This window comes from Actinomycetospora sp. C-140 (assembly GCF_054796175.1).
Genome location: NZ_JBTWNF010000007.1, coordinates 151449 through 165589 on the forward strand (window position 1 = coordinate 151449; position 14141 = coordinate 165589).

Annotated in this window: 11 protein-coding genes; 4 read left to right on the plus strand and 7 right to left on the minus strand. The window is 75.5% G+C overall.

The features are described from left to right. Window positions 1-101: 101 nt before the first annotated feature. The 5 genes from ACR9E3_RS13990 to ACR9E3_RS14010 all read right to left on the minus strand — a co-directional run bounded on the left by ACR9E3_RS13990 (window position 102) and on the right by ACR9E3_RS14010 (window position 6587). Entirely contained in the window at window positions 102-920 is an 819-nt protein-coding gene (locus ACR9E3_RS13990; RefSeq protein ID WP_460380895.1) for a 3-keto-5-aminohexanoate cleavage protein, read from the minus strand. Window positions 921-1119: 199 nt separating this feature from the next. After that, window positions 1120-3279 (minus strand): NAD-dependent DNA ligase LigA, encoded by a 2160-nt coding sequence (ligA, locus tag ACR9E3_RS13995; protein WP_460380896.1) that lies wholly within the window; start codon window positions 3277-3279, stop codon window positions 1120-1122. A 229-nt stretch (window positions 3280-3508) separates the two neighbouring features. After that, entirely contained in the window at window positions 3509-4459 is a 951-nt protein-coding gene (locus tag ACR9E3_RS14000; RefSeq protein ID WP_460380897.1) for an NAD(P)-dependent oxidoreductase, read from the minus strand. Window positions 4460-4511: 52 nt separating this feature from the next. Continuing rightward, window positions 4512-5591 (minus strand): uroporphyrinogen decarboxylase/cobalamine-independent methonine synthase family protein, encoded by a 1080-nt coding sequence (locus ACR9E3_RS14005; protein ID WP_460380899.1) that lies wholly within the window; start codon window positions 5589-5591, stop codon window positions 4512-4514. 201 nt (window positions 5592-5792) lie between these two features. Next, window positions 5793-6587 carry an ArsR/SmtB family transcription factor gene (locus ACR9E3_RS14010; RefSeq protein WP_460380900.1) on the minus strand — a complete coding sequence of 265 codons (795 nt, stop codon included), beginning with the start codon at window positions 6585-6587 and terminating at the stop codon, window positions 5793-5795. 94 nt (window positions 6588-6681) lie between these two features. On the opposite strand from ACR9E3_RS14010, the gene ACR9E3_RS14015 reads away from it, so the two are divergent. From ACR9E3_RS14015 to ACR9E3_RS14030, 4 genes are read left to right on the plus strand one after another with little or no spacing between them, the layout of a single operon-like run. Then, on the plus strand, window positions 6682-7536 hold the full coding sequence (locus ACR9E3_RS14015; protein ID WP_460380901.1) for a 3-methyladenine DNA glycosylase: 855 nt from the start codon (window positions 6682-6684) through the stop codon (window positions 7534-7536). A gap of 55 nt (window positions 7537-7591) precedes the next feature. Continuing rightward, window positions 7592-9184, plus strand: coding sequence for an AMP-binding protein (locus tag ACR9E3_RS14020; protein WP_460380903.1), 1593 nt, complete (start codon window positions 7592-7594; stop codon window positions 9182-9184). Further along, window positions 9181-12345 carry an acetyl-CoA carboxylase family protein gene (locus ACR9E3_RS14025; protein ID WP_460380904.1) on the plus strand — a complete coding sequence of 1055 codons (3165 nt, stop codon included), beginning with the start codon at window positions 9181-9183 and terminating at the stop codon, window positions 12343-12345. The genes ACR9E3_RS14020 and ACR9E3_RS14025 overlap by 4 nt, the downstream gene beginning before the upstream one ends. Then, on the plus strand, window positions 12342-12902 hold the full coding sequence (locus ACR9E3_RS14030; RefSeq protein WP_460380905.1) for a TetR/AcrR family transcriptional regulator: 561 nt from the start codon (window positions 12342-12344) through the stop codon (window positions 12900-12902). Before ACR9E3_RS14025 ends, ACR9E3_RS14030 begins: the two co-directional genes overlap by 4 nt. A 29-nt stretch (window positions 12903-12931) precedes the next feature. Here ACR9E3_RS14030 and ACR9E3_RS14035 read toward each other — a convergent pair whose 3' ends face one another. Both ACR9E3_RS14035 and ACR9E3_RS14040 read right to left on the minus strand, forming a co-directional pair. Next, entirely contained in the window at window positions 12932-13255 is a 324-nt protein-coding gene (locus ACR9E3_RS14035; RefSeq protein WP_460380906.1) for a hypothetical protein, read from the minus strand. 7 nt (window positions 13256-13262) lie between these two features. After that, window positions 13263-14132, minus strand: coding sequence for an EamA family transporter (locus tag ACR9E3_RS14040; protein WP_460380908.1), 870 nt, complete (start codon window positions 14130-14132; stop codon window positions 13263-13265). Window positions 14133-14141 lie beyond the last annotated feature (9 nt).

Genomic DNA, 14141 nt, shown 5'->3' on the forward strand with positions numbered 1-14141 from the left:
CGTGATCGAAAGCTGCTCCGAACGAGGCATCATGGATAGCCATGCGAAGACAATCCCGGCGAAATCAGCCTGATCGCTACACTCTGTCAGAGCGTGGAGGCTCAGCGGCGGTGCTCGGCGCGGGACCCCGGCCAGAACCCGGCGGCGCGCAGGCCGCCGGTGCGGGCGCCGTTGCGCTTCCGGTCCCAGCGGCCGCCGACGTCCTTGCCCAGCGCGTACCGCACGAGCTCCTCGTTGCCCGTCGCGAGCCAGGTGCCGTCGGGACCCTTGAGGGTGTCCTCGAAGCCGATGCGGCAGTCGAGGTTGTTGCGCTGCGCGTACTCGAGCACCGGCCAGGCGCCTGCCTCCTCGCCGTGCAGCAGGATCGGCGCCGGCACGGGGCCCAGGGCCTTGAGGATGCGGACGGCCTCGGCGACGGCGGTGTCCGGGTCGGTGACGGTGACCTCGGCGAGCACGCGGACGGTCCCCCGCGGCAGGCCGGCCTGCTTGAGCTGCACGGCGTCGCCGGTGGTCCACACGCCCAGTTCGACGCCGATGTCGACGGCGTCGAGCGCGGCGCACACGCGTTGCCAGCCGCGCTCGTGCACGTTGACCGCCGCGACGTCGGGGCGGGCCTCCCGGGGCAGGCGCCCCCACTGGCCGATGATCTCGGTGCGCTTGAGGGGGTCGGGCTCCACCCAGCGGGCGGTCGTGACGCCGATCTCGAGGCCGGGCGCCTCGCGACGGATGGTGTCGACCACCGTGCCGATCACGCGCGGGTCGAGACTCTCCTGGCCGTCGCGGTCGCGGGGGTGGACGTGCAGGCTCTCGACGCCCAGCGCGGCCACCGCCCGGGCGTCGCGCGCGAGGTGGCGCGGGCTCATCGGGACGGCGGGGTACACGTCCGCGGGACGGGCACCGTTGGGGCAGCACTGCAGCACCGCGGCGTCCCTCCCTCCGCCCGTGAGCCTCGTCCGGGGTGTCCAGCTTCGACGCTGACGGCGGCGAGGGCAACGCCAACGCGTCAGCGCTCGGGATGCCGGCGGCACGCCACCCGGACGGTCGCACCCCCGTCACCCGACGGTGTGAGTGTGCCCGACACCTCGGGTGGGTCCGCTACCGGCCGGTCGGTCGATCTCGTCACCCTCCCTCGGGCGACGTGTCGGGCGCGGTGTCGGCGGCCGGCTCGGCACCCCCGGCCACGGCCGTCCCCGCCGCGGCGTCCGGGCCCTGCTCGAGCAGCACGCGGAAGCCGTCCTCGTCGAGGATCGGGACCCCCGCCGACACCGCCTTGTCGTACTTGGACCCGGGCTCGTCGCCCATCACGAGGAACGCCGTCTTCTTCGAGACCGAACCGGCAGCGCGCCCGCCGCGGGCGAGGATCGCCTCCTTGGCCTCGTCGCGGGAGAACGTCGGCAGCGAGCCGGTGACGACGATCGAGAGCCCCTCGAGGATCCGCGGCACGGACTCGTCGGCCTCCTCGGCGAGCTCGACGCCCGCGGCGCGCCACTTCTCCACCACCTCGCGGTGCCAGTCGACGGAGAACCACTCGCGCACCGCCGCGGCGATCGTGGGCCCGACACCGTCGACGGCGGCGAGCTCCTCCTCGGTCGCGGCGTCGATCGCGTCGACCGACCGGAAGTGGCGCGCGAGGGCCTGCGCCGCCGTGGGGCCGACGTGGCGGATCGAGAGCCCGACCAGCACCTTCCACAGCGGGCGGTGCTTCGCGGTCTCGAGGTTGGTGAGCAGCTTGCGGCCGTTGGCCGAGACGTTGCCCGCCTTGGTGCGGAACAGGTCGACCTGGATCAGGTCGTCCTCGGTGAGCCGGAAGACGTCGCCCTCGTCCTGCACCACCCCGGCGTCGAGCAGCGCGGTGGCCGCCTCGTAGCCGAGGACCTCGATGTCGAACGCGCCGCGCCCGGCGACGTGGAACAGGCGCTCACGCAGCTGCGCGGGACAGGAGCGGGCGTTCGGGCAGCGCAGGTCCTTGTCGCCCTCGCGCATCTGCCGCAGCTCGGTGCCGCACTCGGGACAGTGGGTCGGCATGACGAAGGCGTGCTCGTCGCCGGTGCGGGCCTCGACCACCGGGCCGAGCACCTCGGGGATGACGTCGCCCGCCTTGCGGATGATCACGCGGTCGCCGATGAGGACGCCCTTGCGCTCGACCTCGCCGGCGTTGTGCAGCGTCGCCAGCGAGACCGTCGACCCCGCGACCAGCACCGGGTCCATCTCCGCGAACGGCGTCACACGCCCGGTGCGGCCGACGTTGACGCTGATGTTGCGCAGCGTCGTGGTGGCCTGCTCCGGCGGGTACTTGAACGCGATCGCCCAGCGCGGGGCCCGCGACGTCGAGCCGAGGCGCCGCTGCAGCGCGACGTCGTCGACCTTCACGACCACGCCGTCGATCTCGTGCTCGGCGTCGTGGCGGTGCTCGCCCCAGTAGTGGGTGTGTTCGATGACCGCGTCGACGCCGTGGAGCACCCGGGTGTGCGACGAGACCGGCAGCCCCCAGGCGGCGAGCGCGTCGTAGGCCTGGGACTGGCGCTCGGGGGTGAAGCCCCGGCGCCTGCCCAGCCCGTGGCAGATCAGGTGCAGCGGCCGGGTGGCGGTGACCCGGGGGTCCTTCTGGCGCAGCGAGCCCGCCGCGGAGTTGCGTGGGTTGGCGAACGGCTGCTTGCCCGCGGCGACGAGCCCGGCGTTGAGCTCGTCGAAGTCGGCGAGGCGGAAGAACACCTCGCCACGGACCTCCATCATCTCGGGGACCGGGAACTCGTCGGTGCCGGTGAGCTCGGTGGGCACGTCGGCCAGCGTGCGCATGTTGAGCGTGATGTCCTCGCCGGTGCGCCCGTCGCCGCGCGTGAGCGCCCGGGTGAGGTGCCCGTTCTCGTAGAGCAGGTTCACCGCGAGCCCGTCGATCTTGAGCTCGCAGAGGTAGAGCAGCTCCTCGGAGGGGAAGTCGAGCTCGCGCTGGACCCGCAGCACCCACTCGCGCAGCTCGTCGGCGGTGAACGCGTTGTCGAGCGAGAGCATCCGCTCGAGGTGGTCGACCGCGACGAAGTCGGTGGAGAACCCTCCCCCGACCCGCTGCGTGGGCGACGCAGGGGTGACCAGCGAGGGGTGCTGCTCCTCGAGACGCTGCAGCTCGCCGAACAGCTCGTCGAACTCCCCGTCGGTGACGATCGGGGCGTCGAGCACGTAGTAGCGGAACTGGTGATCGGACACGATCTCCGCCAGCTCGCGGTGGCGCTGGGCGTCCTCGGTCGGCACGTCGTGCTCCGGGACGTGTTCCGTGCTGGTCACGGGGCCGAGATTAGCCGCGCACCCCGACAGTGAACCGTGACTCGACCGTGTCGGGCCCCGGCGGCGGCGCGGCGCGGAACGGGATCGAGCACGCGAGCGTGAGGACGCCGAAGCAGGAGAACACCAGCACGGTCGCCGCGAGGCCCGCGGGGGTGAGGACGGTCCGGCCCGCGCCGAGCAGGAGAGTACGCGCGATCGGCCGTTCGAGGGGGTGGTCGTCGCCTGTCGATCACTCCACGTGTCGACCCAGGTGCCGTTCCACCGACGCGACGAAGCCGGTGGCGATGCCGGCGTAGGAGGTCTCGGTGACCCCACCGACGTGCGGGGTCACGGCGACGTTCTCGGCGAGCAGGGGGTCGTCGGGGTCGATCGGCTCGGCCCACGTGACGTCGAGGCCCGCCCCCGCGAGCCTCCGCGACCGCAGGGCCGCGTGGAGCGCGTCCTTGTCGACCACCCCGCCGCGGGCGACGTTGACGACGTGGCCACCGGGCCGCAGCGCGTCGAACGCGGCCGTACCGACGATCCCGCGCGTCTCGTCGGTCAGGGGGCACGCCACCACGAGGTCGTCGCAGCGGGCGAGTGCGGCGGGCAGGTCGTCGACGCGGTGGTAGTGCGCGTCGTCGAGCAGGTCCGCCGCTCGGGGCGTCTCCGCCCGCGGGCGCCGCCCGACCCCCACGGGCTCCGCGCCGAAGGCCCGCAGCCGGACGATCACCTCCGCGCCGATGTCGCCGACGCCGAGGACGCCCACGGTGCGCCCGGCCAGGGTGCGGCCGGACGGCTCACCCACGAGCTCCTTCGCGACGTTCGCGCGCGCCTCCTCGAACCGCCGCAGGAGCGCGAGCAGGTGGAGCAGCGCGATCTCGGCGACGGCGACGGCGTTGCCGGACTCGGCGCCCGAGACGTTGTCGACCGGCAGGCCGCGTTCCGCCGCGGCGGGCAGGTCGACCCCGGAGAGACCGACGCCGAACTGCTGGATCATGCGTGGGGTCGTCGCGTCCATCAGCGCGCCGGAGATCGTGCTGCCCATGGGGCAGAGGACGTCGACGTGCCCGAGGCCGCCGTCGGGGACCTCGACGGGGACGTCGACGATCTCGACGCCGGTCCAGCCGACCGCATCGAACGCCGTCTCGAGGGCTCCGCGCAGGGCGGCGAACCCGCCGCCCACCAATCCGATCCGCACGGCGCCCAGTATCGGATCCCGCGGCCCGGCGCGTGCGCCGCGGGGAGCACCGTCACCAGCTCGCGGGGGGATCCGCGAACGCGCGGGCGAGCTCGACGGTCGTGCTCGTCGCCCGCCGCGCCCAGGCCGGGCTCGCCCCGGCGAGGCCGCACGTCGGGGTGACGACGGCGCGGTCGGCGAGGCGGGCGCGGTCGAACCCCAGCTGGTCGGCGAGCTCGAGGGCGGGCGTGGCCAGGGCGTGGAGGTCGGGTCGGGCGCTCGGGTCGGTCGACGGGACGATCCCGAGCCAGAGCTCGACCTCCGCCTCCCAGAGCTCCCCGAGCGCGTCGAGGACCTCCTCGGGGGCGTCCGGGCCGCCCAGCGCGGTGAGGTCGACGGCGACGGCATCCGGGGCGGCGGCGCCGAGCAGGGCGAGCGGCGGGGTGGGGTGGCAGCAGTGGAGGACGACCTTCTCCGCACCCGCGGCGCGCGCTCCCCCGACCGTCTCGGCGAGCAGGGAACGGGCCTCGGCGCCGGGCACCGCGCCGACCGTCCCGTAGCCCGAGGGTGTCTTCAGCGAGCCGGCGAGCACGGCCGGCAGCGTCGGCTCGTCGATCTGGACGACGACGGGGGCGCCGGTACGGCGTGCGAGCTCGGCGACGTGCGTGCCCAGCCCCTCGGCGACGCTCGCGGCGAACTCGGCGACGGCGCCGCGGTCGGTGAGCACCCGGTGGCCGGAGTGCAGCTCGACGCCCGCGGCCAGCGTCCACGGCCCCGCGACCTGGCACTTCACCGCCGGCGGCGTGGCCCCGGCCGCGCCGAGGGCCTCGTCGAGGGCGTCGACGTCGCGGGCGAGCAGGTCCTCGGCCCGCCGCTGGTCGCCGCCGGGCCTGCGCACGACCCGGTAGCCCGACGGCCACACCTCGACGGCGAGGTCGACGAGCATCGCCGCGGCGCGCCCGATCATGTCCGCGCCGGCGCCGCGGGCGGGGAGCTCCGGGACGTAGGGCAGCCCCGGGACCTCGCCGACGATCGTGCGCGCGGCCTCCTGCCGGTCGGTCCCGGGCCACGAGCCCAGCCCCGTCGCACGGTCGCCGGGCTCGGGCTCCCGCCGCGCGATCTCGACGTGCTCGGCGTCGGTCGTCTCGCTCACCTGCTCAGGATCCACCCGGCGCGCGGTGGCGCGCCGGGTGGGTTCGGGGCGGAGGCCACGGTCGAGCGGACGAGCGGGCACGGGGCACCCTGCTCCGGAACCCCGGCGGGTCAGGGGAGATCAGGAGCGCGTCGTCCACGCGGCCGGGGCCCGGGGGGTCGGTCGATAGTGCGCCCGTGATCTCGGGAGACCCGGGCGACCTCAGCCGCGGGCGCCGACCGCGGGGGCGAGGTCCACGGCCGGCGGCGGCCAGCCCACGCCGAAGCGGTCGGCGAGCCCGGCGACGCCGTCGTCGGTCACCTTGACGGCGCGGTGACCGGGCATCGAGCGCAACCAGCCGTCCTCGTCGAACCGCGCGAGCAGCGCCGCGGCGAGCGGGCCCGCGAGGTGGTGGCGCTGCTCGGTCCAGTCGACGCAGCAGCGCACCGCGAACAGACCGTCGGGAACGGCCACGCCGGCGTCCGCGAGACCGGCCCGGCCGGCGTCGGTGAGGCGGTAGGCGCCGTCCTCGGGGACGCGGCCCGGCAGCTGGTGGCCCTGGTGCTCGGCCGGGTCCGGCGTGCCGTCGGAACCCTCGATCCAGCCCTGGTCGCGCAGCGCGTCGGTGACGGCGACGCCGAGACGGCCGGCGAGGTGGTCGTAGCAACGGCGGGCCAGGCGCATCGCGTGCGCCCGCGTGCCCTCCCGCAACGAGCGGACGGGTCGGGCCGGCGCGATGCGCCCGAGGACCTCGACCAGCCGCGCGACCTCGGGGCCCGCGAGCCGGTAGTAGCGGTAGCGACCGACGGGGACGACCTCGGTCAGCCCGCGGTCGGTCAGGCGGCCGAGGTGCCCGCTCGCGGTCGACGGGGCCACGCCCGCCTCCGACGCCAGCGTGCTCGCGGGCAGCGCCCGCCCGTCGGCGAGGGCCAGCAGCATGCGGCAGCGCGCCCGGTCGGCGAGGAGCTCGCCCACCGCGGCCATGTCGACGTCACCGCCGGGTGTCTGCGATGCCATGGCTCCGACCGTAGGAGCGCGACGCTGCGGCGTGCACCGAATCGTCGCCGCCTCTCGTGAGAACGCCACGCCGACCGGCTGGGAGCATGGTCCCGTGGCGCAGGTGCTGGCGGGGCCGGAGTGGCGGGCCCGGGCGGCCGAGCACGCCGCGCGGGCCGACGCCCTGACCGCCGGCCACCGGGCGCGCCGGCAGCGCGGCGAGGCGCACCCGGTCGAGGACTTCCTCTACACCTACTACCCCACCCGCCCCAGCCGGCTGCGGCGCTGGCACCCCGGGGCCGGGGTGGTGCTCGCGGACGCCGAGGAGCGGGCGGGGTGGCGCCACTACGTGGTCGAGGACGGCGGGTCGAGGGTCGACCACGAGACGCTCGGGCAGGAGCGCGGCGCCACGATCACCTTCGTCGCCGCCCTGCTGCGCGCCACGGCGTCGCGGGAGCCCCAGCTCGGCTGCTTCGGGCTCCACGAGTGGGCCATGGTCTACCGCGACGGGGACACCCGGCACCCGGTCCCGCTGCGGCTGGGCACCGAGGGCACCGACGCCGTCGTCGAGTCGCACCGCCTGCGCTGTTCGCATTTCGACGCCTACCGCTTCTTCACCGACGCCGCGGCGCCGCGCAACGCGGTCACCCCGTCCCGGCAGCGCCAGCCGGAGCTCGAGCAGCCCGGCTGCCTGCACGCGGGCATGGACCTCTACAAGTGGGCCGACAAGCTCGGTCCGCTCGTGCCCGGCGAGCTGCTGCTCGACGCGTTCACGCTCGCCCGCGACATCCGGGTGCTCGACATGCGAGCGTCGCCCTACGACCTCGCCGACCTCGGCTACGACCCGGTGCGCATCGAGACCCCCGAGGGCAAGGCCGAGTACGCCGCCGCCCAGCGCGGCTTCGCCGACCGCGGCGCCGCCCTCCGCGCCCGCCTCCTCCACGTCTGTGAGCAGTTGGCGCCCCGGTAGGGGCGCCAACTGCTCACCTGGGAATCGCACTTGACAGGGTTGTAAAGTCCGGGCCATGGGACTCCCCGCGCTCGAGCGGCGCACGGTGCTCGCCACGCTGGAGCGCGCCCTGGACCGGGCGCCCGACGACGTCGCCCAGATCGACCGCGCCGGGCGCTGGACCACCGCCGAGGCCTTCGACCGGTCGCGGCGGGTCGGCGGCGGGCTGCACGGGCTCGGGGTGCGGCCGGACGCCCCCGTCGCGCTCATGGTCGACAACTCGTTCGACGCCGTGCACACCGCGCTCGGGCTCGCGCTGGTCGGCGGGGTGCAGGTGCCCGTCAACACCGCCTACAAGGGCGGCTTCCTCGCCCACGTCCTGCGCGACTCGGGCTCCGAGGTGCTCGTCGTCGAGCCGGGCTACGTCGAGCGCGTGCTCGCCGTCGCCGACGAGGTGCCGGCGCTGCACACGCTGGTGGTGCTGGGCGAGGTCACCGAGCAGACCAGCCGCTTCACACAGATTCCCTGGTCCGACCTCGAGACCGCGCGCCCCGCCGACCCCGTCCGCCGCGGGCCCGGCGACCTCATGGCGATCATGTACACGTCGGGCACCACCGGCCGCGCGAAGGGCGTGCTCGTCCCGCACGCCCACGCCTACACCTACGCCAGCCGGGAGCACCTGGAGAAGCCGGGACCCGGCGACCGCTCCCTGGTCACGCTGCCGATCTTCCACCTCGCCGGGCAGTGGTACGGCGTCTACCAGGCGTTGATCCACACCATCCCGTGCGTGCTCGAGCCCGGGTTCTCGGTCAGCGGGTTCTGGCGCGCCGTGCGCGAGCACGGCATCACGTACACGACCATGCTCGGGGCGGTCGCCGAGCTCCTCGCCCAGACGCCGCCGGCCCCCGACGACGCCGACAACCCCCTCGAGCTCGCCGTCATGGCCCCGCTCGCGAGCGACGTCGCGGGCTTCCGGCGCCGCTTCGGCACCGACGTCGCCGCCGTCTACGGCATGAGCGAGATCGGCTGCGTCCTCGACGGCCCGCCCGCGTCCATCGTCGGCGGGGAATGCGGCTTTCCTCGCACGGGATTCACGCTGCGGCTGGTCGACGAGGCCGGCGAGGACGTCGCCCCCGGACAGATCGGTGAGCTGCTCGTCCGCCCCGAGGAGCCGCACACCGTGATGGCCGGCTACCACGGCCTGCCGGAGGTGACGGCCCGGACGATCCGGGACGGGTGGGTGCACACCGGCGACGCGTTCCGCACCGACGCCGAGGGGCGCTTCTTCTTCTCCGACCGCATGAAGGACGCGCTGCGCCGCCGCGGCGAGAACATCTCGAGCTTCGAGGTCGAGAGCGTGGTCAACGCCCATCCCGACGTCTACGAGAGCGCCGTGGTCGCCGTGCCGTCCGAGGTCGGCGAGGACGAGATCAAGGTCGTCGTCGTCCCGCAGCAGGGCGCGACCGTCGACCCCGAGCAGCTCACGTACTTCCTGGTCGACCGGCTCCCGTACTTCATGGTGCCGCGCTACGTCGAGCTCGCCGACGAGCTGCCGAAGACGCCGACGCACAAGGTCCAGAAGGCGCAGCTGCGCGAGAGCGGCGCCACCGGCTGGGACCGCGAGGCCGCCGGCATCCAGGTGCGCCGCACGGGCGTGACGAGCCGGTGAACCGCCTCCTCGTCGCCAACCGCGGGGAGATCGCGCTGCGCGTCCTGGCCGCGGCCGCCGACCTCGGTCTCGGGACCGTCGCGATCGCTCCCGCCGACGACCGCACCACCCGCCACGTCGACGCCGCCGACGACGCCGTCGAGCTCCCGGGCACCGGGCCCGCCGCCTACCTCGACGTCGAGGCCGTCGTGGCCGCCGCGCAGAAGTCCGGCGCCGACGCCCTGCACCCCGGGTACGGCTTCCTCTCCGAGAACCCGGCCCTGGCCCGGGCCTGCGCCGAGGCCGGCGTCACCTTCGTCGGGCCGGACCCCGCGGTGCTGGAGCTCTTCGGCGACAAGGCCCGGTCGAAGGAGCACGCGCGCGCCGTCGGCGTCGACGTGCTCGAGGCGACCGCGCCCGAGCAGGCCCGCGCCTTCCTGGACCGCGTCGGTGCGGTCATGGTCAAGGCCGTCGCGGGCGGCGGCGGGCGCGGGATGCGGGCCGTGCGCGACCCGGCCGACCTCGACGACGCCCTGGCACGCGCCGCGAGCGAGGCAGCCGCCGCGTTCGGCGACCCGACCGTGGTCGTCGAGCGCCTCCTGCCGCGGGCCCGGCACGTCGAGGTGCAGGTCGCGGGCGACGGGAGCGACGTCGTGGTGCTCTCCGACCGCGACTGCAGCGCCCAGCGCCGCCACCAGAAGCTCGTCGAGATCGCCCCGGCGCCCGCGCTCGACGACGACGTGCGCGCGGGCCTGCACGACGCCGCGCGGCGGATCGTCGCCCCGGTCGGGCTGCGGGGACTCGCGACCGTGGAGTTCCTCGTCGACGGCGCCACGACCGCGTTCCTCGAGGTCAACCCCCGGTTGCAGGTCGAGCACACGGTGACCGAGGAGGTCCTCGGGCTCGATCTCGTCACCGCGCAGCTCCGGCTCGCGGACGGCGCCGACCTGCGCGCCGCCGGGCTCGACCCGGTGCCCGCGGTCCGGGGCACGGCCGTGCAGGCGCGGGTGTGCACCGAGACGCTGCACGCCGACGGGACCGTCACCCCGCAGGCGGGCACCCTCACGCGCTTCACCCCGCCGACGGGGCGCGGCGTGCGGATCGAGACCCACGGCCACGCCGGCCACACGGTCAGCCCGCGGTACGACTCGCTGCTGGCCAAGGTCGTCGTGCACGACCCGGCCGGTGACGCGACGAGCGTGCTGGCCCGGGCCGGGCGGTGCCTGCGCGCGTTCGAGATCGACGGCGTCCCCACCAACCTCGAGGTGCTGACCGCGCTGCTCGACCAGCCCGGCCTCGCCGTCGGCGCCCTCGACACCGGTTTCGTCGACCGCCACGCGGCCGAGCTGGCCCCGGAGGCCGAGGACGCCGTCGACGAGCCCGACGGTGACGTCCACGCCGTCCGCGCCCCCACCGCCGGCGTCGTGGTCGCCGTGGAGCGGGCGGCCGGCGACACCGTCGGACCCGACGCCACGCTCGTCGTGCTCGAGGCCATGAAGATGGAGCACGTCGTCACCGCCGGCGTCGCGGGCGCCGTCGCGGAGCTGCGGATCGCGGTCGGCGACGACGTGACGGCCGGCGCCGTGCTGGCGACGGTGACGCCCGGGGACGCCGACGCCGATCAGCGGGAAGCCGACGCCTCCGTCGACCCCGACCACGTCCGCCCGGACCTCGCGGAGTCCCTCGAGCGCCACCGCGTCACCACCGACGCGGCGCGCCCGCAGGCCGTCGCGAAGCGCCGCGACGTCGGGCGGCGCACGGCCCGGGAGAACCTCGCCGACCTGCTCGACGAGGGCAGCTTCGTCGAGTACGGCGCGCTGGCGCTGGCCGCGCAACGCCGCCGGCGGTCGGTCGAGGACCTCGTCGCGCGCACCCCGGCCGACGGCATCGTCACCGGGACCGGCACCGTGGAGGGCCGGCGGATCGCGGTGCTGGCCTACGACTACACGGTCATGGCGGGCACCCAGGGTGTGCTCAACCACGCGAAGACCGACCGGCTGCTGCGCCTCGCGCTCGACCACGGGCTGCCCGTGGTGCTCTTCGCCGAGGGCGGCGGCGGGCGTCCGGGCGACACGGACTCGACCGCCGTCGCGAGCCTCGACGTCACCACGTTCGCGCTGTTCGCGCAGCTCTCGGGGCGGGTCCCGACGGTGGCCGTCGTCGCCGGCTACTGCTTCGCGGGCAACGCCGCCCTGGCCGGGTGCGCCGAGCTGATCGTCGGCACCCGCGACCTGTCGCTCGGCATGGGCGGTCCGGCGATGATCGAGGGCGGCGGGCTGGGCGCGGTCGCTCCCGGCGACGTCGGTCCGGCCGACGTGCAGGGACCCAACGGGGTGCTCGACGTGGTGGTCGACGACGAGGCCGAGGCCGTCGCGGTCACGAAGCGCTACCTGGGGTTCTGCGCCGGGCCGACCGACCCCGTGACGCCCCACGACCAGCGCACCCTGCGCCACGCCGTGCCCGAGAACCGGCTGCGGGTCTACGACGTGCGCCGCGTGCTCCACACGATCGCCGACCCCGACACCGTCCTGGAGCTGCGCCCCGCGTTCGGCGTCGGGATGATCACGGCGTTCGCCCGCGTCGGCGGGCGGCCCGTCGGCGTCCTCGCCAACGACCCCCGCCACCTCGGCGGCGCGATCGACGCCCCCGCCGCGGACAAGGCCGCCCGGTTCCTGCAGCTCTGCGACGCGCGCGGGCTGCCGGTGGTCTCGTTGTGCGACACCCCCGGGTTCATGGTCGGCCCGGACGCCGAGCGCACCGCGACCGTCCGCCGGTTCTCACGGATGTTCGTGGCCGGGGCGAACGCGCGGGTGCCGGTCGTGTGCGTCGTGCTGCGCAAGGGCTACGGGCTCGGCGCCATGGCCATGGCCGCCGGGCACCTCCACCGGCCCGTCATCACCGCGGCCTGGCCCACCTCCGAGTTCGGCGGCATGGGGCTCGAGGGTGCGGTGCACCTCGGCTACCGCCAGGAGCTCGAGGCCCTGACCGGCGAGGCGCGGAAGGCCCGCTTCGACGAGCTGGTGGGCGCGTACTACGAGCGCGGCAAGGGCCTGTCGGTGGCGAGCGTGTTCGAGGTCGACGACGTCGTCGACCCGGCCGCGACCCGCGACGTCGTCCTGGCCGCCCTCGACACCGCGGGCGACGACCTCGGGCCCCGCCACCCGATCGTGGACACCTGGTGAGCACCCGCACGGCGATCCTCGACGCGGCGTCCCAGGTGTTCGCCGACGAGGGCGTGGGCGCGGCGAGCATCGGCCGGATCGCGAGCAGCGCCGGGGTCACCCGCCCCACCGTGTACGCGTACTTCGACACCAAGGAAGCGATCTTCACCGCGCTCGTCGGGGAGGTCCGCGACGCCTTCCTCGCCGCGCAGGAGGTACCCGAGGGCGACGACCCGGTCGCGGTCGCGCGCGCGGTGATCACCTCCTACCTCGCGCTGCACGTCCGCCACCTGCCCCTGCTCGCGGCGATCGACCAGCGGGCCCGCACCGACCCGGCGGTCGCCGCCGCCCGTGACGACCTGCTCGCGCGGGTCCACCGGCGCAACGCCCGCTTCGTCGACCGCCTCGCCGCGGCCGGGCGCGCCGACCCCGCGCTCGACGCCGACACGGTGTCGCAGGCGATCACCGGCATCGTGCGCCGGTTCGCCGAGCTCGCCGAGGACGCCTCCCCCGCCGTCCGCGACCGTCTCGCCGACGACGCCGTCACCGCCTACCTGCGGCTCACCGGCCTGCACTGATCAGGTCCTCCGCGACCCGGCCGTACGGGTCACCGGCCGCCGAGCGCCGTGTCGAGCCGGGCGAGCAGGAAGAACACCGCCATCGTCGCGACGACGCCGCCGATCCACACACCCCATCCGGCCGCGCCGACGCCCACGGCGGCCCACCCGGCGTGGTCGCCCGCCGACCAGGCGACGACCACGCCGACCACCGCCCAGGCGATCAGCCCGCCGTAGGCGAGGAGCTGCAGGACCCCGTGGCGCACGAGCGGCCCGGAGGCGGGGTCGTCGTTGGCCATGGCGAACGGGAGCAGCGCGTAGAGCGTGAACAGCGCGGCGACGACGGCCAGGACGACGGCGTTGAGGATCGCCACGGCGTCGCTACCCCGCCGGCCGCGACGCCCGGACCGCGCCGATGCTCGCCGCCACCACCAGCGCGATGGCCAGCGCGGAGAGCGCCGTGAGCTCCTGGCCGAGGACGACGAACCCGGCCGTCGCGGCGATCGCCGGCGCGAGGCTCATCAGCACCGAGAACGCCGAGGCCGGCAGCCGGCGCAGGGCGAGCAGCTCGAGGCTGTAGGGCACGAGCGAGGACAGGAGCGCCACCGCCGCGCCCCACCCGAGCACCACCGGGTCGAGCATCGCCGCGCCGCCCTGCAGCACCCCGAGCGGCACCGTCAGCACGGCGCCGACCGTCATCGCGAGGGCGAGCCCGTCGAGGCGGTCGAAGCGCCCGCCCGCGCGCTGCGAGGCGAGGATGTACGCCGCCCACATCGTCGCCGCGCCCAGCGCGAACAGCACCCCGGGCACCGTCAGGTCCGCGAGGCCCCCGCGGCCGAGCAGGGCGACGCCGGCGAGCGCCAGCGCCGCCCACAGCCAGCTCGACGCCCGCCGCGACGCGGCGACCGAGAGCACGAGCGGCCCGAGCACCTCGAGGGTCACCGCGGCGCCGAGCGGGATGCGCGCGATCGCCTCGTAGATCATCGAGTTCATGCCCGCGAGGGCGACCCCGAAGCCGACGACCAGCGCGCCGTCGCGCCTGCCGAGCCCGCGCACGCGCGGCCGGCACACGGCGAGCAGGACGAGCGACGCGAACGCGAGGCGCAGGGCGACCGCGCCGACCGGTCCGACGCGGCCGAACAGCCCTGTCGCGGCCGTGGCGCCGAACTGCACCGAGAACTGCCCGACCAGCACCATGACGACGGCGCCGGCACGCGTCCGGGTGGCCGACTCCTCCCGCACGCCCGTCACGGCCCCGAC

Bases quoted from the DNA above. Each gene is read 5' to 3' on its own strand.
- ACR9E3_RS14020 (WP_460380903.1), top strand. From the start codon at position 7,592: ATGGGACTCCCCGCGCTCGAGCGGCGCACGGTGCTCGCCACGCTGGAG.
- ACR9E3_RS14010 (WP_460380900.1), bottom strand. From the start codon at position 6,587: ATGGCATCGCAGACACCCGGCGGTGACGTCGACATGGCCGCGGTGGGC.